Raw genomic sequence first — 22,159 nt, 5'->3', positions numbered from 1 at the left:
GCCATGGTCCGGTCCACGCTCTCCGCCGCCGAGGCCCGCCGCGTCACGCTGGCGGCCCAGGGCTTCGGCGCACCCCCGCGCGACGCGGTGGGCACCCGCACCCTGACCAGCACGATCGGCCGGCTCGGGTTGCTGCAGATCGACTCGGTCAACGTCTTCGAACGCAGCCACTACCTGCCCCTCTTCGCCCGCCTCGGTCCCTACGACCGGGACACGTTGGACCGGCTCACCATGCGGCGCTCCGGCCCCTACGCGGAGTACTGGGCGCACGAGGCGGCGTTCCTGCCGCGGACGGACCTCCCGCTCTTCCGGTGGCGGATGGACGCGTACCGCGAACGCGACGCCCGACCGAACCGGATCGCCGGCGTGGAACGGACCGCGAGCGTCCGCCGGGAGCTCCGCGCACTGCTCGCCGCCGAGGGGCCCCTGCCCGCCAGCGCGGTCGAGCACGAGGCGAACGTCCGACGCGGGCCGTGGTGGGGGTGGAGCGACGTGAAGGCGGGGCTCGAGCAGATGTTCCGCTGGGGCGAGGTCGTGAGCGCCGGACGCGCCGGGTTCGAGCGTGTCTACGCCCTGCCCGACCAGGTGCTGCCGGTGGGGACGCTCGAGGCCGCGCCCGACCGCCACACGGCGGTCACGGAGCTGGTCCGGCGTGCCGCGCGCGCATCCGGCGTCGGGACCCGCGCGGACCTCGCCGACTACTTCCGCCTGCGTGCGGACGACACCGCCGCCGCGATCACGGAGCTCGAGGAGCGCGGCGAACTCGTACCGGTCCGGGTGGCGGGCTGGCGGGACCGTGCCTGGCTGCACGTCGACGCCAGGGTCCCACGGCACGTCGCCGCCGACGCGGTGCTCAGCCCGTTCGACCCCGTCGTGTGGTTCCGGCGTCGGGCGGAACGCATGTACGACTTCCACTACCGCATCGAGATCTACACGCCGGCACCGAAGCGTGTGTTCGGCTACTACGTGCTGCCCGTCCTGCAGGACGACCGGCTGACCGGACGCGTCGACCTGAAGAGCGATCGGCAGCGCGGCGTGCTCCGGGTGCGGACGGCCTGGCAGGAGCCCGGCGAGCACCTCGACGCGGAGCGCCTCGCCGAGACGCTGCGGCGGGCGGCGGCGTGGCAGGGCCTCGACGGCGTCGAGGTCACCGATCGCGGCACCGCCGCGGGTGCGGTGGCCGCGGCGCTCGGGGTCGCGCTCGTCCCGCACGAGGCGGCGGACGACGCCGATGCTCCGGCTCCCGAGGACGACACGGTCGTGTGACCAGCGGCCGGGAGGCACGGCGCCCGTCCGCCCCGCCCGTCCGGCTCGGGTCGTGGCCCCGTCACCCGCCGCTGCGTCGCGCCGGTCGTGCACGGCCCGCGGAACGCCGCCGCGTCGTGGCGACGCCGCGTCGTCGCCGAGACGCCGCTACGTCGTCGAGACGCCGCAGCGTCGTCGAGACGCCGCATCGTCGTCGAGGCGCCGCGGATTCCGAGGGCGTCTCGCCGGCACGGGTCCGTCTCGTGTGGACACCGGCGTCTCGGCGCCGGCATCGCAGCGACGGCGGCGACGGCGGCAGCGCCCGTCAGAACCGGTCGAGGCTCCCCCGGAGTCGCGCGACCCGGTCGGGCAGCGGCGGGTGCGTGGAGAACAACCGGTCCATCACGCCCGGTCGCATCGGGTCCGCGATCCACAGGTGCGCCATCGAGGAGTTCTGCGACCGGGTCGGTCGGCCGTACGCCTGGAGCTTCTCCAGCGCACGGGCGAGTCCCTCGGGGTACCGCGTGGTCATCGCACCCGTGGCGTCGGCGAGGTACTCCCGCTGCCGCGAGACGGCCGCCTGCACCGCCGCGGCCGCGATCGGGGCGACGAGCACGGCCACGATCCCCGCGACGAGGACGATCGGGTTGCCACCTCCACCCCCGGAGTCGCTGTTCCGCCCGCGCCCGCTCAGCCCGCTGAAGATCGAGATGCGCAGGAGCACGTCCGCCAGGAACCCGACCGCGACGACCAGGCCGAACACCATGGTCGAGACGCGGATGTCGTAGTTCTTGACGTGACCGAGCTCGTGGGCCATGACGCCCTGCAGCTCGCTGTCGTCCATGATCGCGAGCAACCCGGTCGTCGCCGCGACGATCGCGTGCTCCGGGTCCCGTCCGGTGGCGAAGGCGTTCGGTGCCGGATCCTCGATGACGAACACCCGCGGCATCGGCATGCCGTTCGTGATCGCCAGGTTCTCGACCGTCCGCCAGAGCCGCGGCTCCGTGTTCCGGTCGATCTCGACGCCGCCGGCGATGGCCGTCGCCTGCCGCCCGGCCAGGAAGTACTGGAGCACCGCGTACCCGAGCGCGACGAGCAGCACGATGACGCCCACGGAGACGTTGCCCGCGAGGTAGCCGCCCAGGAACCCGAGCGCCCCGACGATGAGCAGGAAGACCAGGATGATGACGACGGTGTTGCGCTTGTTCCGCGCGATGGCGCTGTACACGGGTCAGGCCGCCCCGGTCGGCGTCAGAACTGGACGCGCGGCGGTTCGGCGATCGCCGCGGGCTCGGCCGTCTCGAAGAACGTCGCCTCGCTGAAGCCCTTGCTCTTCGCGAAGGTCGAGTTGGGGAAGACCCGGATCTTCGTGTTCAGCTCGCGCACGCCACCGTTGTAGAAGCGCCGGGCGGACTGGATCTTGTCCTCGGTGTCGACGAGTTCCGACTGCAGCTGCAGGAAGTTCTGGCTCGACTGCAGCTGGGGGTAGCCCTCCGCGACGGCGAACACACCCTTCAGGGCTTTCTGCATGTGCCCCTCGGCCACCGAGGCGCTCGAGGCGTCCGATGCGCCGAGGGTCTCGGCGCGGGCGCGCGTCACCGACTCGAACACGGACTTCTCGTGCGCTGCGTACCCCTTCACCGTCTCGACGATGGTGGGGATGAGGTCCGCGCGGCGCTTCAGCTGCACCGTGATGTCGCTCCACGCCTCGTCCACGCGCAGCTTCAGCGTGACGAGCGAGTTGTAGGTCACCCAGAGGTAGATCCCGACCACGACGAGCAGGACCACCACCACTCCGACGACGATCAGCGTCGTGACGAGTCCGGTGTCCATCTGGGCGTACTCCTTTGCGCTTCGGGTCCGGCGCAGTGGGACCGCGGCCGGTGCGTGGCCGTGGGACGACCGTCCACGAGTGTACCGAGGCGCACCGGCACGACCCGTTCGCGCAGTCTGGTTCACGGGGGATTCCCGAGTGGCGCACACCCACCGTCCGGGGACCCCCAGCCGGGGATCGGTCCCGGGACACATCATCCGGGTGGTGGATTGACCCGAGCCCGATGATCGCGTGTGATGGAGACGGTGGACAGGCTCGGGGACAACGTGCAGGAGGGGACCGTCGGGGGCGGCGGTCCCGTGGGTCGACCCCGATCGCGCGTCGGGCTGCTGGCCGCGGCGCTGGTGACGGTGCTCGCCACCGGGACGGTCCTGCTCGGCGCACAGCCCGCCGCAGCCGCGCCCGCGACGACGTCCGCGACCACGACCACGACTTCCACCACCGACACCGTGCCGCAGCAGGACGACGACGCGGCCCGGACCGCCTCCCCGACGCCCTTCCCCCAGTTCGGCACCCTGCCACCGGACACCGGTTCCCCGGCACCCTCGCCGACGGACCGCCCCGCCGTCCGCCCGAGCATCGCCGACCCCGGCGACGTCACGACCGCCACCGTCCGGCTGCACGGCGCCGGGACCCCCGGGCACCGGCTGCGCGTCACCGGACCGGCGGCCACGGGCTCGAGCGGCTGCACGACGACCGTGGCGACCGACGGGTCCTGGTCGTGCATCGCCACCGTCCGCTCGGGCCCGCAGCAGGTCTTCACGGTCGCCGACGAGACCGACGCCGCGCTCGGGTCGTCCCGCGCTCCGGCCTCGGACGTCGTCGTCCCGCCGGCCGTCACGACCGACGGTCCCACCTCGGGTCCCGTGTCCGGCACCGGCCTGCCCGGAGCGACCGTCGCCGTGTCGGTCTCCGGCACCCCGACCGACCGCACCGCGCGGGTGGACGCCGGCGGTCGCTGGACCGTCGCGCTGCCCGGCAGCGCGCGCGACGGGCGCATCACGGTCTCCGCGGCGCAGACCGCGAGCACCGCGAACGGCTTCCGCTCGGACCTGCGGAGCGCCCCCTCGGCCCCGCGGACGGTGGTCGTGGACCGGACCGCCCCGGCAGCACCGGTCGTCACCACGCCGGAGTCCGACGAGCGCGTCCGCTCCCAGCCGCTCACCGTGCGCGGCACCGGTGAGCCCGGCGCCGTCCTCACCGTGTACGTCGACCGCTCGCCGGTGTGCCGCTCCGACGTCGGTGCCGACGGCCGGTGGGCGTGCACGACGACGGGCGCGACCGCACCCGCCGGGACCCGGGTGCTGAGCGCGATGCAGCAGGACGCCGCGGGCAACTCCTCACCGTCGTCGTCTGGGGTCCGCGTCGTGCTGAGCGACGCGACCGCAGCGCCGAGCGCCGGGCCGAGCGCGAGTGCCTCCGGGGCCCCGGGCGGGCAGACGTCGTCGTCCGGCACGCCGGGGACGACGCCGGACCACACGTCCGGTGCGACGGACGGCACCGGGACCCCGACCGACACCGGCACGAGCGGCGGCGGGTCGACCGGGACGGCCGGGGGCAGCGGCACGGCAGGCGCCGGGAGCAGCACCAGCGGGGTGCCCGACTGGTCCGGCCCCGCGGGCGACTGGACCGCCGACACCGCCTACGACCGCGGCGTCCCGACGATCCAGGCCTCGTTCTCGTGGGGCACCGTCCTGCTCGCCACCGGCGTCGCCGCCGGGTTCCTCGTGCTCGTCGCCGTGCCGCTCGCGGTGGTCGGCGCCGCGGCCCGGGGTCGCCTGCGCAACCCGTTCGCCGCGCTGCTCGGCCGCAACCGCTCGCGCACGGAGCGACGACTCGGGGACGAGGTCCTGCCCACCTGGGCCGCGACGGCCGTCGGCGTCGGGATCGTGGTCGTCACGACGCTCCTCGGTGTCGGCGTCGCGCTCGAGGCCCGCTACGTCCGGCTCGCGCTCGCGGTGCTGCTCGGTTCGGCGGTCACCACCGGGGTCGTCGTCCTGGCCACCCGCTGGGCGGCCGGCAAGGACCGCGCCGCCGTCGGTTTCCGCGTCTCCCCCTGGCTCGTGCTCGCCGCCGTGCTGGGCTGCGCCCTGACCCGCGTCACCGACCTCTCCCCCGCCCTGGTCGTCGGGGCCGTCCTCGTCCCCGTCGGACGCCCCGGCGCCGACACCGCCGCCCTGCGACTGGGCTCGAGCCTCGCCCGCGGGGTCCGGAGCGCCACGGCCCGCTCGGCCGCGCTGCTCGGCGTCGCCACCGTCGGCTGGGTCCTGCACTCGCTGGTGCACGGGTCGGGCTTCTGGACGACGCTGACGGCCGAGTTCGCCACCACGCTCTGCGTCGGCGCGGTCGGGGCACTCGTCGTGTCGCTGCTGCCGTTGCCCGGGTCGACGGGTGCGGTGCTCGTCGCCGGGGCGCGTGCGCGCTGGGTCGGCCTCACCGCCGCTGGGGTCGCGCTGGCGGCGGTGACGGCGGGCGCGGGTGCTCCCGCTGTCCCCTCACCGACCGAGACCGCGGTGGCTTCCGCCCTGTGCGCCGCCGCCGTCGTCTGCTGCTGGGTCTGGTTGCGCGGCTCGCGCACCGCCGCACAGCACCGCTGACCGGTCCGTCCACGGGACGGGAGGCGCCGGGCTCGCCCGCCACGCCCCTCCCGGCCCGCCACCCACCGGACGGGAGACGCCGCGCCCGCCCGCCACGCCCCTCCCGGCCCGCCACCCACCGGACAGGAGGCGCCGCGCCCGCCCGCCACGCCCCTCCCGGCCCGCCACCCACCGGACGGGAGACGCCGGGCTCGCCACCCACGCCCCTCCCGGCCCGCCACCCACGGGACGGGAGACGCCGGGTTCGCCCGCCACGCGCCTCCCGGCCCGTACCGGTCGGACGAGAGGCACGTGACGGGGCGGCCGCGCGCCTCCCGACCGCCGCGCGCCCCGGGTCTCAGGCCACGCGGTGCGGGGCGTTCCGCCGGAACAGACCGGGCAGCAGGCCGCCGATCTTCGTCCCGATGCACAGGCTGACGAACGTGGCCAGGGGCGTGCCGAGCGCGACGGGGTCGAACGTGGTCACCGCGACGAGTCCCACGGTGCCGGGCACGAGCAGCAGGAACGCGGGGAAGAACGACACCGTCGCCGGGATCACCGGGACCACACGCTCGAGCAACCGCGTCGCGACGAACAGCAGCGCGGCCGCAGCTCCGGTCGCGACCACGCTGCCCCACACCGGCGTCGTGCCGCTCACGACCGCGTACGCGCTGATCATGACGGCGACGGACACGACGGTGAGCCGCCAGCCGGAGCGGAACACGAGCCCGAGGCCGACGGCGAGGCCCGCCACCGCCACCCAGGACACCCAGTAGGACGGCACGGCCTCCCAACCACCGCGGAGCGTGCCGACGCCGGCGACCTCGCCGACGAGGGCCGCCGACGACGGGTCGACGCGCAGGCCGGTGAGGGCGCTCCCCGCGGCGATACCGGCGGCCATGAAGCCGAGCGTGATGAGCCCCTGCACCAGGCGCGAGGCTCCGGTCACGATGTCGGCGGCCGTCAGTTCGAGCAGCGCGTTCGTGATCAGCGCGCCGGGCACGAAGACCGCGACGGGCGCACACACCGCGAACAGGGGCACGTGGTCGAACCCGGTGCCGGCGGCGACGAGGCCGACGACGCTCGTCGACATGAACGCGGCCAGGAACGGGATGATCGCGACGGCCTCGCGGAAGCGGCGGAGCACCAGGCTGAGCACACCGACCAGGGCACCGACGACGAGCGCGAGCACGATCGCCCACCACGGGCAGCGGAACACGACGGCCAGTCCGACCGAGGTGAGGGCGTTCCCGGTGATCCACGGCAGCGCCGGCGGCGGCACGGTCCCGGTCCGGATCGCGCGCACCCGGGCGGGGATCTCGGCGAGGGCGATGGACCCGCGTTCCAGGCCGAGCACGAGGCGGTTCGCCCGCGCTGCCTGACGCGACGAGAGCTCGACGCCCTCGGCGTTGACGATGGTGGCGGCGCCGGTGGCGACCTCACTGACCATGACGAGTGCGGGTAGGACACCCACGGCGAGCGTCGGTCCGACCCCGGCGGCGTCGCGGGCCTTCTCGAGCGCGGAGCGGACGTCGGTGACGGAGCTGCCGGCGTCGAGCAGCAGGGCGCCGAGGGTCCCGAGCAGCATCCCGGTGGGGACCGTCTCGCCGTCGACGACCTCGACGTGCGCCTCGGGTCGGTTGAGCGCGTTGCGCAGGTTCGCGAGAGCGCTTCCGAGTCCGACCACGGACGTCGATGCTACTGCGCGGCTGGGGTCTGTGCGGGCGGGGCGCTCGCACGAGACTCGCCTGTGCGGACGGCGGGGCGCTCGCACGAGACTCGCCTGTGCGGACACGTTCGCGACGGCCGATCCGCGAAACTGTCCGCGGAGCCGAGACTCGCCCGCCGTCGCCGTCGCCGGCGGCGCGGCCGGCGCGGCGGCGCGGCCGGCGGCGCACCCGCGCCTCGCGTACCCCCGGTGGGACTCGAACCCACAACTCGGCGATTTTAAGTCGCGTGCCTCTACCGATTGGGCCACGGGGGCGGGCCGCAACAGCCTACCGACGCGACGACGGCCGTCGCCCCACGTGGGGCGACGGCCGTCGGTGCTGGTGCTGGTGCTGGTGCTACTTGGCGTCCGCCGGGGCTGCGACGGGCGCAGCGTCCTTCGAGACGTCCTCGGCCGGGGTGGCGTACGCGGGGCCGGCGGCGTCGGCCGGCTGACCCTCCGCCGGAGCCGGGGCAGCGACGGCCTTGGGCTCCTCGGCTGCAGCGGGCTTCGGGCGCGACGCGAAGGCCTCGAACGCGGCACGCGGGGTCTCACGGTCGTCGAGCGACGCGATGTCACGGCCCAGGAAGAAGCCGCCGACCCAGTCGCCGATGACGCGCCACTTGCGCTCCCACGACGGCATCGCCAGGCCGTGGTACCCGCGGTGGGCACCCCAGGCCAGGAAGCCCTTCATGGCGAACTTGCCGGACTGGAACACACCCGTGCCGAGACCCAGGCCCGCGACGGCACCGAGGTTCTCGTGCTTGTAGTCGGTCGTCGCCTCGCCGCGGACGACCGCGACCAGGTTCTTCGCGAGCTGCTTCGCCTGACGCACGGCGTGCTGGGCGTTCGGCACGCAGAAGCCGCCGACACCGCCACCGGTCAGGTCCGGCACGGCCGCGACGTCACCGCAGGCCCACGCGTCGGCGATCACGCCGTTGTCGTCGACCACGCGGAGGTCGGGCTGCACGCGGATGCGACCGCGCTGCTCGAGCGGGAAGTCGGTGCCCTTGACCATCGGGTTCGCCATGACGCCGGCGGTCCAGATGATGAGGTCGGACTCGATGGTCTCGATCGACTCGTCCTTGGCCTTGAGCTGGCAGACGCCGCCCTCGGCCGAGGCCAGCTGGGTCTCGAGGTGCACGGTCGCGCCGCGGGACGCGAGGTTCTCGAGCACCCAGTGCGAGGTCTCGAGCGACACCTCGGGCATGATGCGGCCCATCGCCTCGACCAGGTGGAAGTGCGTGTCGTCGAAGGACAGCTGCGGGAAGCTCTTCAGCAGGTCGGACGCGAAGGAGCGGAGCTCGGCGAACACCTCGATGCCGGCGAAGCCACCGCCGACCACGACGACGGTGAGCAGTCGGTCGCGCTCGGGACCGGCCGGCAGGTTCGCCGCCTTGTGGAAGTTCGTGAGGATCTTGTCGCGGATCGCCGCGGCCTCCTCGATGGTCTTCAGGCCGATGGCCTCGTCCGCGACGCCCGGGATCGGGAAGGTGCGCGAGACGGCACCGGCGGTCATGACGATCTGGTCGTAGGACTCCTCCCACGCCTCGCCCTCGGCCGGGGTGATCGTCGCGGTCTTCGTGGCGTGGTCGACCTTCGTGACCTTCGCCGTGACGACACGGGTCTTCTTCAGGTGACGACGGTGCGACACGATCGCGTGACGCGGCTCGATCGAGCCGGCGGCGACCTCGGGCAGGAACGGCTGGTACGTCATGTACGGCAGCGGGTCCACCATGGTGACCTCGGCTTCACCCTGACGCAGGTGCTTCTCGAGCTTCCAGGCGGTGTAGAAACCGGCGTAGCCGCCGCCGACGACGAGGATCTTGGGCACGGGGGATGATCTCCTTGGAGTGGGGTGGTTGCTTGCCGGGAGGCTGGTCAGTCTTCGCCGCCACCCGCCCCGACTCCAGCGTCTGCGATGCCATCATACGCCCGGCACTCACAGCGGGAGGGCGACCAGTCCACGCGCTCGAGCGCGAGGTCGCCGATGGGGTTGACGCCGGGTCCGGCAGCGAGGGCGTGGCCGACGAGCGCGTGCAGGCACTTCACGCGGGTGGGCATGCCGCCCGCGCTGATGCCGTCGATCTCGTCGACGTGCTCGATCGACTCGCGGTCCGCCAGGTAGGACTCGTGGGCCGCGCGGTACTGCGCCGCGACGGTCTCGTCCTCGAGCAGGGCGGCGAGCTCGGGCATGACGTGGTTCGCCTCGAGCGTGCTCACGGCCGCGGTGGCGGCGGGGTGGCACAGGTAGTAGAACGTCGGGAACGGGGTGCCGTTCGCGAGTCGGGGCTTCGTCGACACGACGGTGGGGTTGCCGCAGGCGCACCGTGCAGCGATCCCGACGACGTCGCGGGCCGGTCGCCCGAGCTGCGCCGAGACGACCTGGATGTCGCGGTCGGACGGCGGATCGAAGGGAGGGGTCGTCACGGGCACGTGAGCCTACCCGAGTCCTGGTCGCCGTCCCACTCCGTGACGCCGCGGCGCCCCCGGCTGCCCTACTTGCTGTCGCTCGTCGCCGCGCCGGTCGGGTCTCCGGTGCCGGAGACGTCGGGCGCCACGAGCTGCTCGGTGGTCTTCTCGGTCAGTCCTGACTGCAGCACGCTGGAGAGCATCGCCTGCACCCAGTCGACCTTCGGCGTCTGCACCGTCGAGCTGACCGGGCTGCCGGAGTCGGTCTCGGCCCGGTCCGACCCCTTCGCCTGCTCCGCACCCATCACGAGGTAGCTCTCCTCGCCCGGGTACACGTAGAGCAGCCGGTCGCGGGCCTGGGCCTCGATGTAGGCCGGGTCGTCCCACCGCGCGACGTCCTGCTTCTTCTGCGCGACGTCGGCCTTCTGCGCTGCGACCTCGCGCTGCTGCTGCGCGATCTGCTCCTGCTGCTGGATGAGCGTCCGCAGCGAGGGGGCGAGCACGACGACGAACAGCACGATGATCGCGAGCATGAGGAGGCTGAAGCCGGAGAACCGGATGGACCGGTACCAGGGCTGCTCGTGCGCACCGGACTCCGGCACGGCCACGGGGATGCGGCGGACGCGGGGCTTCTGGCTGGGCACGGCTCGACGATAACCCGGCACGGCACGGTCACGTGACCCGGCACGCGGACCGTCGTGCGTCGCTCGGCACCCTCCCAGCGGCCGGGAGGCGCGGCGCACGGCCGCCACGCGCCTCCCGTCCGCCACCCACCGCCGAGCGTCCACCGCTGGGCCGGCTGGCCGCCGAACGGGCAGGACGTGCCGCTCGCGTCCGCCGAGTGGGCGAGATCCGTCGGACTGCTGCGCCGGACGTCGCAGATGTTGCCCGCTCGAGGGCGAGAGCAGACCGATTCGAGGGCGAGGGCGGACCGGCGCGACGGCGACACCGGGAGTGCCCGGGGACGGCGAGACGCCGCCCTCCCGGAGGAGGACGGCGTCTCGTGGTGGTGCGGGTGCGACCTAGAGCGCAGCGGCGCGGGGGAACGCGGTGCGGCCGGCGTAGACCGCGGCGTCGCCCAGCTCCTCCTCGATGCGGAGCAGCTGGTTGTACTTCGCGACGCGGTCCGAGCGGGCCGGGGCACCGGTCTTGATCTGGCCACCGTCGACGGCCACCGCGATGTCGGCGATGGTGGTGTCCTCGGTCTCGCCCGAGCGGTGCGACAGGATCGCGGTCATGCCGTGGCGGTGCGCCAGGGAGACGGCGTCGAGGGTCTCGGTCAGCGTGCCGATCTGGTTCACCTTGACCAGGATCGAGTTGCCGGCCTGCTCGTCGATGCCCCGCTGCAGACGCTTCGGGTTCGTGACGTACAGGTCGTCGCCGACGAGCTGCAGCTTCGAGCCGAGCTCGGCGGTGAGGTGCTTCCAGCCCTCCCAGTCGTCCTCGGCCAGGGCGTCCTCGATGGTGACGAGCGGGTAGTTCGCGACGAGGTCCGAGAAGTACCCGGTGAACTCCTCGCTCGAGAGCTGCTTGCCCTCGAACGCGTACTTGCCGTCGTGGAAGAACTCGGTCGCGGCGACGTCGAGGCCGAGCGCGATGTCCTTGCCCGGGGTGAAGCCGGCCTTCTCGATCGCGGCGAGCAGGAAGTCGAGCGCAGCACGGTTCGAGGCGAGCTCAGGGGCGAAGCCGCCCTCGTCGCCGAGGCCGGTCGCGAGACCCTGCTTCTTCAGCTCACCCTTGAGGGCGTGGTAGGTCTCGACGCCCCAGCGCAGGGCCTCCGAGAAGCTCTCGGCGCCGTAGGGCACGAGGAAGAACTCCTGGATGTCGACGTTGGTGTCGGCGTGCGCGCCACCGTTGACGACGTTCATGAGCGGGACGGGCAGCGTGTGCGCGTTCGGGCCACCGAGGTAGCGGAACAGCGGCAGGTCGGCCGAGTCGGCGGCGGCACGGGCGACGGCGAGCGAGGCGCCGAGGATCGCGTTGGCGCCCAGGCGGGACTTGTTCTCGGTGCCGTCGAGCTCGATGAGCGCGGCGTCGACGAGGCGCTGGTCGGTGGCGTCGAAGCCCTCGAGCGCCGGGCCGATCTCGTCGAGGACGGCGTCGACGGCCTTCAGGACGCCCTTGCCGCCGTAGCGGTTCGCGTCGCCGTCGCGGAGTTCGTACGCCTCGAACGCACCGGTGGAGGCACCGGACGGGACGAGCGCGCGCGAGACCACGCCGTCGTCGAGGAGGACCTCGACCTCGACCGTCGGGTTGCCTCGGGAATCGAGGACTTCGCGTGCGCCTACGGCATCGATCTGGGCCACGGGGTACTCCCTACGAGTTCGGTTGTGGTGGACAGCGGGTCGATCCTACCGAGGCGCGGTGGACGCCTCGCCGCGGATGACGTCGGGTGTGGAGGAGTTCACGCCAGCGGGCGGAACTCGACACCTTCCAGGGTCTCGGTGTCGGCCCGCACACCGGCGAAGGCCGCGAAGCCCTGCTCGGCGAGGCTCGCGAGCAGGTTCTTGGTGTTCTTCGGCCGCCGCTCGAGCCGGACGCGACGGTGCGACGCGAGGGCCTCGGTCTTGAGCGCCGCGAGGCGGACCGGGTCGACGTCCTTGTCGTACAGGAGCACGACGGCGTCCGACTCGGCCGACTCCGGCAGCGTGACGAGGTCGACGAGCCGCTCGAACCCGAGCGAGAACCCGACCGCGGGCACGTCCTGCCCGAGGAAGCGTCCGATCATGCCGTCGTAGCGACCGCCGCCGCCGAGGCTGTAACCGAAGTCGGGGTGGGCGACCTCGAAGATCGTGCCCGTGTAGTAGCCCATGCCGCGCACGAGTGTCGGGTCGAAGCGCAGGTCCACGCCCGGCAGGGCCCGGCGGAGGCGGAGCAGGTCCGCGAACGCCTCGGCATCGAGCCACGACGCCCCCTCGACGGACGCCCAGTCCGCGGCCTCGAGCGCACGGATCGTGTCCTCGAGGCCCGGCAGGTCGGCGCCGATCGTCGCGCGGAGCTCGGCGGCCACACCGTCCGCACCGATCTTGTCGAGCTTGTCGACCGTGATCAGCGCCCGGTCCGCGGCGTCCGGGTCGGTGATCCCCCACGAAGCGAGCAGCGCGAGCAGGATGCGACGGTCGTTGATCCGGATGGTGGTGTCCGCGATGCCGAGCGCGGCGAGCGCGGCGGTGGTCGCGCGGATGAGCTCGATCTCCGCGAGCTGCCCCGGCTCGCCGAGGATGTCGATGTCGCACTGGACGAACTGCCGGTAGCGCCCCTTCTGCGGACGCTCGGCACGCCACACGGGTGCGATCTGCACGGCACGGAACACCGAGGGCAGCTCGGCGCGGTGCGAGGCGTAGAAGCGGGCGAGCGGGACCGTCAGGTCGAAGCGGAGCCCGAGGTCCGCGAGGTCGAGCGGCGCATCCGCCTTCTGGAGGTCCTCGGTGGTGAGCCCTCGGCGCATCACCGCGAACGCGAGCTTCTCGTTGTCGCCGCCCAGCCCCGAGTGCAGGCGTGCGGCGTCCTCGACGACCGGGGTCTCGATCTCGTCGAACCCGTGTCGCGCGTACACGTCCCGGACCACCCCGAGGACGTGCTCGCGACGGGCCTTGTCCGCCGGGAGGAAGTCACGCATGCCACGGGGAGCCGTCACGGTCGTCGCCATGCCGCCAATCCTGCCAGAACCAGGGCATGACCTTGCACCGCATCCGGTCCACTGATACTCTGGATGCAGAACCTCGGTCTGGCGGCCTCCTGATCCGGCCACCAGATCGTTCGCGGGGCCGGTGTGCTGCAACGGTGCCCCGCGGTTCGAGCGGGCGTCCCTGTCGTCGTGTCCCCCTGGCACGTCGTGGCCCGCTCGCGGGCACCCTCCTTTTTCGGGTTGGGAGGGTGCCCGCTCTCTCGTCTCAGCGGCTTGACGGCCCCGTCTCGGTAGCGCGACGGCCCCGCCTCAGCGGCGCAACCCACCGGCCTCGGAGGCCCGCCTCACTCCCCGACGCGCGCCTCGGCTTCCAGCCGGGTCACCGCAGCGCGCAGGCTCGCGACCACGTCGACGCCCGCCTCCCGCGCCGCGGCGACCTCGGCGAGCATGCGCGCGCCCCACCGCTCGTCCACAGCGTTCGCACCCGCCGACCGGACCGTGCCCACGTCCGCCGACCCGCCTGTCTTCCCGATCTCCCGCCCCGATGCGCGCACGGCGGCGGCGACGACCGTGGCGGCGTCGCCACGGTCCTCCAGGCGTTCGAGCAGCTTCACGGCTCGCTCCAGCGGCGGCATCGCCCTCGGGACCCCGTCGAGGACGCTCGTGCGCGACGCCTTCTCGGCCGACTTCGCCGCCCGCCACACCCGGACGACCTCCGCCTCCGTGTCCGCCCGTTCGGCACCGAACACGTGCGGGTGCCGACGGACCATCTTGTCGCGAGCACCGGCGGCGACGTCCTCGAGGTCGAACCGGCCCTGCGCTGCAGCCAGTCCGGCGTGCAACACGACCTGGTAGAGCACGTCGCCGAGTTCCTCGCGGAGGTCGTCGTCGTCGCCGGAGTCGATGGCGTCGACGAGTTCGTACGACTCCTCCACGGCGTACCGCGCGAGCGATGCGTGGGTCTGTGCACGGTTCCACACGCAACCGCCGTCGGGGGCGAGCAGGCGGTCGACGACTTCGACGAGGTCCGTGACGGCGGTCATGGCGTCATGCTCGCACGCAGGCCGCTCCGGTAGGCTGACCCCTGGTGTGTCGGGAAGTCTGGTCGACGGTTCCGTACCCGTACCCGCACACCGTCGGAGATCCATGTCGGCACTCGTCCGCTCCCCCCGTTTCAGCGCGATCGCGCTCCTGACCGCCGCCGTGCTCGGCCTCCTCGTGGCGAACTCGCCGCTCGGACCTGGCCTCGAACGAGCCCTCGACGCGCACTCGCCGTGGGGAACGGTCGGTCTCGACCTGTCCGTGTCGCACTGGATCAGCGACGGCCTGCTCGCGGTCTTCTTCCTGCTGGTCGCGATCGAGTTGAAGCAGGAGCTGCTCGACGGCGAACTCTCGAACCCGAAGACGGCCGTCATCCCGGCGATCGCCGCGGTCGGCGGCGTGCTCGTGCCGGCCGGGATCTTCCTCCTGGTGACCTCGGGCACGCCCTACCAGCACGGGTGGCCCATCCCGACCGCGACGGACATCGCGTTCGCGCTCGGGGTCCTGGCGATGTTCGGTCGAGGGCTGCCCTCCACGCTCCGCGTCTTCCTGCTCGCGCTCGCGGTGCTCGACGACCTCATCGCGATCGTCATCATCGCCGTCGTCTTCGCGCACGGCACCGACTTCCTCGCGCTCGGCGGTGCGGTCGTCGCCCTCGCCGTCTTCGCGGTGCTCGGTCGGCTGCTGCGTCCGGGCCGCACCGGCCGCGTGTGGATCATCGCCGCGATGGTGCTGGTCGGCCTCGTGACGTGGTGGCTCGTGTACCACTCGGGAGTGCACGCGACCATCGCCGGCGTCGCGCTCGGTCTCGTCCTGCCCCGCCGTCCGGGACACACGCTGCACGAGAACGTCGAGCCGTGGTCGAACGCCGTCGTCCTGCCGGTGTTCGCCTTCGCCTCGGCGGCGGTCGTGATCCCGAGCGTCGGCGTCGGCGAGCTCTCCCCCACGTTCTGGGCCGTCGTCCTCGCGCTCCCGGTCGGCAAGGTCATCGGCATCACGCTGTTCGGTGCCGTCGCGACGCGCATCTTCCGCGCCCCCGGTCGATCGACGCTCTCGTTCTGGTCGATCGTGACGGTCGGCGTGCTCGGCGGGATCGGCTTCACGGTCTCGCTGCTCATGAACGAGCTGGCGTTCGCCCGGAACGAGGAGATCCTCGACGAGGGCGTCCTCGCCGTGCTCGTCGGGTCCGGCATCGCGATCCTCGCGTCCGCCGTCGTCGTCAGCCTGCGCGCCCGCCGCTACCGCGCGCGACGCGAGCTCTCCGAGGCCGAGGCCACCGAGTAGCGCACCGAGCGGCCGCTGCACAACGACACGTCCGCCGTCGGACGACAGCGGACGTGTCGTTCCAGGCGCACCGTGCGACTCCGCACGGGTCCATCGACACGTGCGATGTCGGATGACGGCCACCCGACGGCCTGGAGGCGCGGTACCGGCTGGCACCGCGCCTCCAGGCCACGTCGGGTCGCGCCTCCGAGCCGCGTCGGGCCGCGCCTCCAAGCCGCGTCGAGCCACGCCTCCAGGCCGCGCCCGGCCGCGTGTCAGGACGCGGGCGCCTCCGCGGGGGCCTTGGACGCGCCGTAGACGGCCGTCAGGATGCTCTCCACCCACTCGATGAGCCCGTCGTCGGGCAGCGTCTCGCCGTGCGGCTTCGGCAGCGGGATGCTCGCGGCGTCCTGCTGCGGGAACCAGCGCGCGCCGGGGAACATGCGCTTCAGCCGGACCTGGGCCGAGTCGGCGAGCTCCTTGCCCGCGATCCGCAGGTTCGACCCCATCACGACGACGTCGGACAGGCCGACCTGCTGCGCCATGCGCCGCAGGCGCGACACCTCGACCAGGGTGAGCACCGGCTGCGGCGGCTGGCCGTAGCGGTCGGTGAGCTCGTCGAGCACCATGTCGATCGCCTCGGGCTGCGCAGCCGGGGCCGATGCGGCCGACAGCTTCTGGTACGCCTCGAGCCGGAGCCGCTCGGACTCGACGTAGTCCTCGGGGATGTGCGCGTCGACCGGGATCTCGAGCCGGAGCTCGGTCTGCCCCTCGGCGACGTCTCCCCTGAACTGGGACACGGCCTCGCCGATCATCCGCAGGTAGAGGTCGAACCCGACCCCCGCGATGTGCCCGGACTGCTCACCACCGAGCAGGTTGCCGGCACCCCGGATCTCGAGGTCCTTCATGGCCACCTGCATACCGGCACCGAGTTCGTTGTTCGCGGCGATGGTCTCCAGTCGGTCCTGCGCGGTCTCGGAGAGCGGCTTGTCGGCGTCGTAGAGGAAGTACGCGTACCCGCGCTCACGCCCGCGGCCGACGCGACCTCGGAGCTGGTGGAGCTGGGACAGCCCGTACTTGTCGGCCTTGTCGATGATCAGCGTGTTCGCGTTGGCGATGTCCAGGCCCGTCTCGACGATGGTCGTCGACACGAGCACGTCGAACTTGCGCTCCCAGAAGTCGACCATGACCTGCTCGAGGGTGCCCTCGGACATCTGCCCGTGGGCGACCTGGATCCGGGCCTCGGGGATGATCTCGGCCAGGTGCGACGCCACCGACTGGATGTCCTTCACGCGGTTGTGCACGTAGAAGACCTGGCCCTCGCGCAGGAGCTCGCGGCGGATCGCGGCGGCGACCTGCAGGTCGGACTGCGGCCCGACGAAGGTCAGGATGGGGTGGCGGTCCTCCGGCGGGGTCGCGAGCGTCGACATCTCCCGGATGCCGGTGACGGCCATCTCGAGCGACCGCGGGATCGGGGTCGCGGACATCGCGAGCACGTCGACGTTGGTCTTGAGCTTCTTGAGCTGGTCCTTGTGCTCGACGCCGAACCGCTGCTCCTCGTCGATGATGACGAGCCCCACGTCCTTGAACGCGATGTTCTGCGACAGGATGCGGTGTGTGCCGATCACGATGTCGACGGTGCCGTCGGCGAGGCCGGCGATCGTCTCCTTCGACTCCTTCTCGGTCTGGAAGCGACTGAGTGCGCGGAGGTGCACGGGGAAGCCCGCGAAGCGCTCCTGGAACGTCTCCATGTGCTGACGCACCAACAGCGTCGTCGGGACGAGCACGGCGACCTGCTTGCCGTCCTGCACGGCCTTGAACGCCGCGCGGATCGCGACCTCGGTCTTGCCGTAGCCGACGTCGCCGGAGAGCAGGCGGTCCATCGGGATCGGGCTCTCCATGTCGCGCTTGATCTCGTCGATGGTGGTGAGCTGGTCGGCGGTCTCGGCGAACGGGAAGGCCTCCTCCAGCTCACGCTGCCACGGGGTGTCCGGGCCGAACGCGTGCCCCTTCGAGGCCATGCGTGCCGAGTACAGCTTCACGAGGTCGACGGCGATGTCGCGGACGGCCTTGCGCGCCTTCGACTTCGCTGCGGACCAGTCCGAGCCGCCCATCTTGGACAGGGTGGGGTTCTCGCCGCCGACGTACCGGGAGAGCTGGTCGAGCTGGTCGGTCGGGACGAAGAGCTTGTCGCCCGGGTAGTTCCGCTTCGACGGGGCGTACTCGAGCACGAGGTACTCACGCTGCGTCTTCACGGCGTTGCGACCGCCGGAGCTGACCTCGCGCGAGACGAGCTCGACGAACTTGCCGATGCCGTGGGTGTTGTGCACGACGACGTCGCCCGGCTTCAGCTGCAGCGGGTCGACGACGTTCTTGCGGCGGGCGGCGAGCTTCTTGACGGTGCGGGCGCCCTGCTGGACGCTGCGGCCGTAGAACTCGGCTTCGCTCAGGACGGCGATCCGCGGGTCGGGGGTCGCGAAGCCGGCCTCGACGGTGGCGGTGGTGACGATCGCGACACCCGGCTCGGGCGGCGCGGTGAGGTCCTCGGCACGAGCCGCGACACCCGCGTCCGCGAGCACCTGCACCGCGCGCTCGACGAGCCCCTTGCCCTGCGCCGTCACGACGACGCCCCAGCCGTCGTCGACGAGCTGCTTGACGTGCTCGACGGCCCCGTCCGCGCTGCCCGCGAAGCTCGGGATCGACTCCGCTCGGACGCGGATGTACTCACCGGCCTCAGCAGCGGCCTCGGCGTCGGTGAGCACGCGCTCGCGGTCACCCTCGTCGAGCCCCGAGTCGAACGGCGTGACCGTCCACCAGGTGCGCTGGCCACGGGTGTTCTTGAGCTGCTGCACGGACAGGAAGTTGCCCGCGTCGAGGTCGATGGGTGCCTGTGCGCCCGCGACCGCGGCACTCCACGCGGCCTGCAGGAACTCGGTGTTCGTCTCGGCCAGGCTGTGCGCGCGACCGGCGACCCGCTCGGGCGAGAGGACCGCGATCGTGGCGGTCTCGGGCAGGTAGGTGGTGATCGGCACGAGGTCCTGCACGAGGGCCGGCGCGAGGGACTCCATGCCCTCGACCGGGATCCCCTCGGCGATCTTCGCGAGCATCTGCGACAGGTTCGGGAACTCGTGCAGCATCTCGCGTGCCCGCTGGCGCACGTCGTCGCTGAGCAGGAGCTCGCGCGAGGCGGTGAGCTCGACCGAGCCGAGGTCGTCGTCGGTGGTGCGCTGGTCGGCGACCGAGAACGCCTTGATCGCCTCGATCTCGTCGCCGAAGAAGTCGACGCGCACCGGGTGGTCGGCACCGGGCGGGAAGACGTCGAGGATGCCACCGCGCACCGCGAACTCGCCGCGGCGGGTGACGAGGTCGACCCGGGCGTAGGCCAGGTCGACGAGCTGCGACGCGATGGCCGCGAGGTCGTTGCCGCGTGAACCCGTCGCGAGTGCGACCGGGGCGAGCGACGTCAGGTTGCCCGCGATGGGCTGCAGTGCGGCGCGGACGCTCGCGACCACGACGATCGTGCGGCGGTCGGCCGGATCGGCGTCCTGCCACGCGGCGAGCTTGCGGAGCGTCGCGATGCGGGTGCCGACCGTCTGGGCGCTCGGGCTGAGGCGCTCGTGCGGCAGGGTCTCCCACGCGGGGAACTCGAGGACCTCGGCGTCGGGGACCGTGCACGTGAAGGCGCCGCGCACCGCCTCGGCCTCGCGCCCGGTGGCGGTGACGACGAAGAGGCACTGGGGACCGTTGCGCTCGGCGAGCAGCGCGCCGAGCAACGGGACCCGCAGGCCGTCGACGACGGAGAAGTCCGCGTCACGCCCGGCAGCGCGGAGGACGCGATCGAACGCGGAGGCGCGCGAGAGCGCAGGGATGATGCCCGAGATCGTCACTCAGACGATGGTACCGGCGTCGTCCGACACCCGGCCCGGCGTGCGCGGGCGGCGAACACGGTCAGCTGCGGCGACGGAGTCGGGACCCGATCAGGACGAGCAGCGCGGCCACGAGCAGCGCGGGCGCGACGGGTGCGGCGCCGGTCCAGGCGAGGCTGGTCGGGCTGCGGTCCGCAGACGGGGAGCCGGCCCGGTCGGGAGGCGCGGCACCGTCCGCCGCGTCGGCACCCGTCACGCCGGTGGTCCCGCCGCGGCCGGGGGCCGCCCCCGGGTCGGCGCTCGGGGTCGGGTCGCTCGGGGTCGGGGCGGTCGGTCCTCCCCCGCCGGTGGTGCCGCCCGGGCCGGGCGACGGGTCGGGGTCGGGTGCGGGCGTCGGTCCGGGGGCGCCGGTCGGACCGGGGGTGGGTCCGGACGAGACGTCGGGCGCGGGCGACGGTCCGGGCTCCGGGGCGGTGGTCGCCCCCGGTTCGGGCGCCGTGGTGGGTCCGGGCGCGGTGGTCGGCTCGGGGGCGGTGGTCGGCTCCGGCGCGGTCGTCGGTCCGGGCGCCGTGGTCGGCTCCGGCGCGGTGGTCGGTCCGGGCGCGGTGGTCGGCTCCGGCGCGGAGGTCGCTCCGGGCTCCGGCCCCGCGGTCGGCTCGGCCGTCGGGGACGGTGCGGGCGACGGCTGCGCTCCCGTCGAGGGTGTCCCGGTCGGGAGCGGTCCTGCCGTGGCCGGGGCGGAGGGGGTCGGGGTCGCGCTCGCCCCCCACGTCGGGTCGGGATCCGGCTCGGGTCGGGGGTCCGGGTCGGTCGTCGGTGTCGCGCCCGGGGTGCCCGACGGCGTCGGGGTCGGCTCCGGGGTGGTCGGTCCGGGCGGCGTCGGGGTGGGGCCCGGCTCGTCGGTCGGCTCCGGGTCCGTCGAGGGACCGGGCTCCGTCGAGGGGACGGGCTGCGGCGTGGCGGTCGGCTCCGCGGTGGGATCGTCGGTCGGGGAGGGCGACGAGGTCGGTGCAGGGGTCACCGTCGGCGTCGCGCTCGGCTCGTCGGAGGGCTCGTCGGTCGGCTCACCCGTGGGGGCGGGGGTGGGCTCGTCGGTCGCCGGCGTCGGCTGGTCGGTCGGATCCGACGTCGGCGCTGCGGTCGGTTCCGACGTCGGCCCGGGGGTGGGCTCCCCCGTCGGGTCGGACGTCGGTGCAGCGGTCGGTTCCGACGTCGGATCGGGGGTGGTCTCCCCCGTCGGGTCGGACGTCGGCGAGGCGGTCGGCTCTGCGGTCGGGTCAGGCGTCGGCGGGTCGGTCGGGTCGGCCGTCGGCGAGACGGTCGGCTCCGCCGTCGGCGGGTCGGTCGGGTCGGCCGTCGGCGAGGGGGTCGAACCGCTGCTCGGGTCACTGCTCGCCGGCGTCGTCGGCTCGCCGGTCGCCGGAGTCGTCGGCTCCGCCGAAGGTCCGGGAGACGGGGCGGTCGTGGGGCCAGCCGTCGGCTCGGGCGTCAGGGTGTCCGACGGCAGGGGCTCCGCCGTCGGCGCGGTCGGGCTCGTGCCCGGGCTCTCCTCCACGCGGCCGGACGACGTCGCGGTGACGATCCGCTGCCGGTTGTAGTCCGCCACGACCAGGCTCCGACCCGGGCCGACGGACACGGCGGTCGGGTTCGCGAGTGCCGATCCGTCGGGCGCCGTCGAGAACGCCGGAGCCCACGCGCCACCGGCGTCCGACCAGACGCGACCGTTCCCGTTGTCCACGACGAAGACGTCCCCGTCGTCGACCGCCACCCCGCGGAGCCGGGTCTGCCCGTCGGCCGGGAACCCGAGCGCGCTGACGACGCCCGACGCGCGGTCGACCTGCCACACCTCGTCGGGTCCGGCGTCCGTCACGGTGAGCGTTCCACCGTCGGCGGAGATCGCGACGCCGCTCGGGTCGGACCACGGACCCGCGACCGCCGTCCACGTCCCGCTGCCGAGCTCGGCCGTCCAGAGCGATCCGCTGCCGGGCACGGCCGCGAAGACCGTCGTCCCCTGCACCGCGAGTTCGGAGACGGCTCGTCCGCTCGGAGGCGGGGCCCACCGGGAGACGACGAGCCCGTCCGGGGAGAGGAGCGTGATCGACCGCCGCCCGGCCTCGGCGACGAGGATGCGGCCGTCGTCGAGGGTGGTCACGGCCGACGGGTTCCACATGTCGCCCGGCGCCGTGCCGAACGGAGCGACCACGCTCCAGGTGCCGTCGAGTCCGCGGCGCAGCAGGCCGTTCCCGGCGAAGTCGGCGACCAGGAGTCGTCCGTCGACGTCGTGGTGCACGTCGTTCGGGGCGGAGAAGCTGCTCGCGACCGGTGGCGCGGACGACTCGGCGCTCGTCGGTGTCCAGGTCTCGGTCGCTGCGACCGCGCCGTCCTGGGTGAGCAGGGAGGCCATGCCGACCGCGATGAGCGCGACCGCGGCCGGGACGACGGCGAGGACCGCACGCACCCCCGTGCCGGAGCGCTGTGCGACGTCTGTCGGTCCTGCCCGGTGTCGTGCTCGCCCCACGTCGCCCCCTCCTCGTCGGGACGGTCGCCCCGACGGCGAACCTACCGACGACCGGGGGACGTGACGGT

Annotated in this window: 14 protein-coding genes and 1 tRNA gene; 3 read left to right on the top strand and 12 right to left on the bottom strand. The window is 73.3% G+C overall.

Annotation, left to right across the window (positions count from 1 at the left end):
• The first annotated feature begins 3 nt into the window (after positions 1 to 3).
• Positions 4 to 1,266: a winged helix-turn-helix domain-containing protein gene (locus ACH0A8_RS00930; RefSeq protein WP_406906149.1), complete on the top strand. Its 1,263-nt coding sequence runs from the start codon at positions 4 to 6 to the stop codon at positions 1,264 to 1,266.
• 304 nt (positions 1,267 to 1,570) lie between these two features.
• On the opposite strand, the gene ACH0A8_RS00925 is transcribed toward ACH0A8_RS00930, so the two are convergent.
• Together ACH0A8_RS00925 and ACH0A8_RS00920 are read right to left on the bottom strand one after the other, a co-directional pair.
• Complete coding sequence (locus ACH0A8_RS00925) at positions 1,571 to 2,473, bottom strand: M48 family metalloprotease (RefSeq protein ID WP_251159906.1); 903 nt, start codon at positions 2,471 to 2,473, stop codon at positions 1,571 to 1,573.
• 23 nt (positions 2,474 to 2,496) lie between these two features.
• A complete protein-coding gene (locus tag ACH0A8_RS00920) occupies positions 2,497 to 3,078 on the bottom strand; it encodes a LemA family protein (RefSeq protein ID WP_066652615.1) in 582 nt (193 codons plus the stop codon).
• A gap of 237 nt (positions 3,079 to 3,315) precedes the next feature.
• Here ACH0A8_RS00920 and ACH0A8_RS00915 point away from each other — a divergent pair, with 237 nt between their 5' ends.
• A complete protein-coding gene (locus tag ACH0A8_RS00915; protein WP_406906146.1) occupies positions 3,316 to 5,676 on the top strand; it encodes an Ig-like domain-containing protein in 2,361 nt (786 codons plus the stop codon).
• A gap of 337 nt (positions 5,677 to 6,013) precedes the next feature.
• Here ACH0A8_RS00915 and ACH0A8_RS00910 read toward each other — a convergent pair whose 3' ends face one another.
• From ACH0A8_RS00910 to ACH0A8_RS00875, 8 genes are all read right to left on the bottom strand, one after another.
• Complete coding sequence (locus ACH0A8_RS00910) at positions 6,014 to 7,342, bottom strand: threonine/serine exporter family protein (RefSeq protein WP_081984684.1); 1,329 nt, start codon at positions 7,340 to 7,342, stop codon at positions 6,014 to 6,016.
• 223 nt (positions 7,343 to 7,565) lie between these two features.
• Positions 7,566 to 7,639, bottom strand: a tRNA-Leu gene (locus ACH0A8_RS00905).
• A gap of 82 nt (positions 7,640 to 7,721) precedes the next feature.
• A complete protein-coding gene (locus tag ACH0A8_RS00900) occupies positions 7,722 to 9,197 on the bottom strand; it encodes an NAD(P)/FAD-dependent oxidoreductase (protein ID WP_066652606.1) in 1,476 nt (491 codons plus the stop codon).
• Positions 9,198 to 9,244: 47 nt separating this feature from the next.
• Positions 9,245 to 9,793, bottom strand: a complete 549-nt coding sequence (locus ACH0A8_RS00895) for a DUF501 domain-containing protein (protein ID WP_066652599.1) — start codon at positions 9,791 to 9,793, stop codon at positions 9,245 to 9,247.
• Positions 9,794 to 9,861: 68 nt separating this feature from the next.
• The gene (locus tag ACH0A8_RS00890; RefSeq protein WP_066652590.1) at positions 9,862 to 10,419 is read right to left on the bottom strand and encodes a septum formation initiator family protein; all 558 of its coding nucleotides are present in this window, start codon (positions 10,417 to 10,419) and stop codon (positions 9,862 to 9,864) included.
• Positions 10,420 to 10,797: 378 nt separating this feature from the next.
• Complete coding sequence (gene eno, locus ACH0A8_RS00885; protein ID WP_058728084.1) at positions 10,798 to 12,081, bottom strand: phosphopyruvate hydratase; 1,284 nt, start codon at positions 12,079 to 12,081, stop codon at positions 10,798 to 10,800.
• A 98-nt stretch (positions 12,082 to 12,179) separates the two neighbouring features.
• Positions 12,180 to 13,424, bottom strand: a complete 1,245-nt coding sequence (hisS, locus tag ACH0A8_RS00880) for a histidine--tRNA ligase (protein WP_406906143.1) — start codon at positions 13,422 to 13,424, stop codon at positions 12,180 to 12,182.
• Between the two features lie 323 nt (positions 13,425 to 13,747).
• Positions 13,748 to 14,446 carry a MazG family protein gene (locus tag ACH0A8_RS00875; RefSeq protein ID WP_209683753.1) on the bottom strand — a complete coding sequence of 233 codons (699 nt, stop codon included), beginning with the start codon at positions 14,444 to 14,446 and terminating at the stop codon, positions 13,748 to 13,750.
• Positions 14,447 to 14,549: 103 nt separating this feature from the next.
• On the opposite strand from ACH0A8_RS00875, the gene nhaA reads away from it, so the two are divergent.
• Positions 14,550 to 15,728, top strand: coding sequence for a Na+/H+ antiporter NhaA (gene nhaA / locus ACH0A8_RS00870; RefSeq protein ID WP_406906140.1), 1,179 nt, complete (start codon positions 14,550 to 14,552; stop codon positions 15,726 to 15,728).
• 254 nt (positions 15,729 to 15,982) lie between these two features.
• Here the strand turns inward: nhaA and mfd are convergent, their stop codons facing one another.
• Entirely contained in the window at positions 15,983 to 19,594 is a 3,612-nt protein-coding gene (gene mfd / locus ACH0A8_RS00865) for a transcription-repair coupling factor (RefSeq protein ID WP_066652554.1), read from the bottom strand.
• 61 nt (positions 19,595 to 19,655) lie between these two features.
• Entirely contained in the window at positions 19,656 to 22,091 is a 2,436-nt protein-coding gene (locus ACH0A8_RS00860; protein WP_406906138.1) for a hypothetical protein, read from the bottom strand.
• Positions 22,092 to 22,159: the final 68 nt, after the last annotated feature.

The sequence above is a fragment of the Curtobacterium sp. 179-B 9B NHS genome (assembly GCF_045370965.1).
Taxonomy (GTDB): Bacteria; Actinomycetota; Actinomycetes; order Actinomycetales; family Microbacteriaceae; genus Curtobacterium.
Note: the sequence above shows the minus strand (reverse complement) of the source record. Positions and strands in the feature narration are given on the sequence as shown.

Bases quoted from the DNA above. Each gene is read 5' to 3' on its own strand.
- ACH0A8_RS00930 (WP_406906149.1), top strand. From the start codon at position 4: ATGGTCCGGTCCACGCTCTCCGCCGCCGAGGCCCGCCGCGTCACGCTG.
- ACH0A8_RS00920 (WP_066652615.1), bottom strand. From the start codon at position 3,078: ATGGACACCGGACTCGTCACGACGCTGATCGTCGTCGGAGTGGTGGTG.
- ACH0A8_RS00915 (WP_406906146.1), top strand. From the start codon at position 3,316: ATGGAGACGGTGGACAGGCTCGGGGACAACGTGCAGGAGGGGACCGTC.
- hisS (WP_406906143.1), bottom strand. From the start codon at position 13,424: ATGGCGACGACCGTGACGGCTCCCCGTGGCATGCGTGACTTCCTCCCG.
- ACH0A8_RS00875 (WP_209683753.1), bottom strand. From the start codon at position 14,446: ATGACCGCCGTCACGGACCTCGTCGAAGTCGTCGACCGCCTGCTCGCC.
- nhaA (WP_406906140.1), top strand. From the start codon at position 14,550: ATGTCGGCACTCGTCCGCTCCCCCCGTTTCAGCGCGATCGCGCTCCTG.